Source organism: Bacteroides sp. An19, from assembly GCF_002160215.1.
GTDB lineage: Bacteria > Bacteroidota > Bacteroidia > Bacteroidales > Bacteroidaceae > Phocaeicola > Phocaeicola intestinalis.
Genome location: NZ_NFKD01000134.1, coordinates 1 through 1,511, shown reverse-complemented (window position 1 = coordinate 1,511; position 1,511 = coordinate 1). Strand labels below are relative to the sequence as shown.

The 1,511-nt window shown below is 51.2% G+C and carries 1 protein-coding gene; it reads right to left on the bottom strand.

Translation table 11 applies throughout. From position 1 onward, the window contains the following. On the bottom strand, window positions 1–1,263 hold a 1,263-nt coding region (locus B5F25_RS20830; RefSeq protein ID WP_140407016.1), incomplete at its 3' end, for a DUF3592 domain-containing protein. Window positions 1,264–1,511 lie beyond the last annotated feature (248 nt).

Below are 1,511 nucleotides of genomic sequence, written 5' to 3'. Positions count from 1 at the left end.
ATCGGACACCGCCTCTATGGCTTTGTAAAAGAACATCGTCTTGTTCACCCTCAAGGTATCCGGATTCATGCCCGACGCTTTCAGGCGGATTTCAGCGGCAGCTGTCGCGCAGGCACCTCCCAAGGTGAGCAGCGGCCAATATCCTCCGCCCTCTATCTGCATCGTGTCTTTCAATACCGGGGAAAGGATGCAAAGGCCCGTGCGTGGCGCAAACCCTTTCAACAGCTTTTGCAGCTTTGGTTTCAGGTCGGCGTTCATGTCGTAGATGAACTCATCCAGCCTGTCGCGATAGCTTTCTGGAATCATCAGCATGCTGGTCGTCCTTGTGTGTGTCAATCCCTGTGTGCCCCACACCACAAACATGGGACGTTTGCATTTGTCGGTAAAGCGCCAGGAAGACGTCCAGTCTTCATATCCGTCCTCGTCGGTATAACTCCATCTGTTATTTCCGGGGAGGTATTCGTGCAATTCCGTGGCATAAGCATTGTAGTAGCTGAAACCGGGCGGGAGGTTCAGATTGGAAACCAGCACGTAAGCCTCAAACCTGTTGTATATTATGTAGCCGAATGCTGTTACTAAGACCATGACAAAAGCAACGATAGCCGATGGAAGCCACCTCCATTTGCGACGGCTACGGAACACCCGTTGCCCCCTCTCCTGGTGTCTGAGTATCGCTTCGCCAATGTTTCCCACGTTTGTGCCCTGCCTCTTTAGTTTTTCCAAGCTGTTGACAAACGTCTTGTCCTCCTCATAGAATTGGCGGACAAGGAGGTGCGTATATAAGTAGAACTTGTACGGATGGTCGCGGTCCACGAAAACGGGCACGCGGCTTCCCACCTCAATCAGTCCCAACAGCCCCGCCTGCGAGCCGTTGAGCTGTTCCTTAACCTTCCATTTCCGACCGCCGGGCAGGGTGAATTCATAGACTGCCACGAAAGCCTCTCCGCCTTCCTCGACATCTATCTCTTTCTGGATGGCCGTGACGACAGCTTCGGCCTGGATGCCATGCCCTATCAGCTTCCGCTTCTCCCTCAGGATGCCCAGCAGGGAATAGGCGATGTAGCCTGTCACCACCAGACAGATTATACCCGCCCAGCAACTCCCGATGCCTTGGAAGCCATGCAGGAAAATATTTACTATTCCCGACCCGCTGAACACTCCGGCAAGCAGCAATCCACCCGCTATGGCAACCAGCCACCAGCACAATTCCCGCTTTAAGATTCGCCGGTACGCCTCTTTCCGTATGTCTGTATCGTTCCTCATACCGCTATCAGTTATTTGGGGAGCGAATGTAACGAATGGATGTTTCGTTTCGGTTACGAATCTGTGTAATTGTTTGAAGCCCTCAAAAGCGGACGGCCGGGAATAAAATTTTCCCGTTTAATGTTTATTAACGCAAAATCGGGTAACACTCGCCCCGTCCGCTACGAATTACATATAGGAAGCAATCCTTTAATGATATAAGAAGTTGATATTTCATTAAACGACCCTTTTACAATTATGCGTTACAA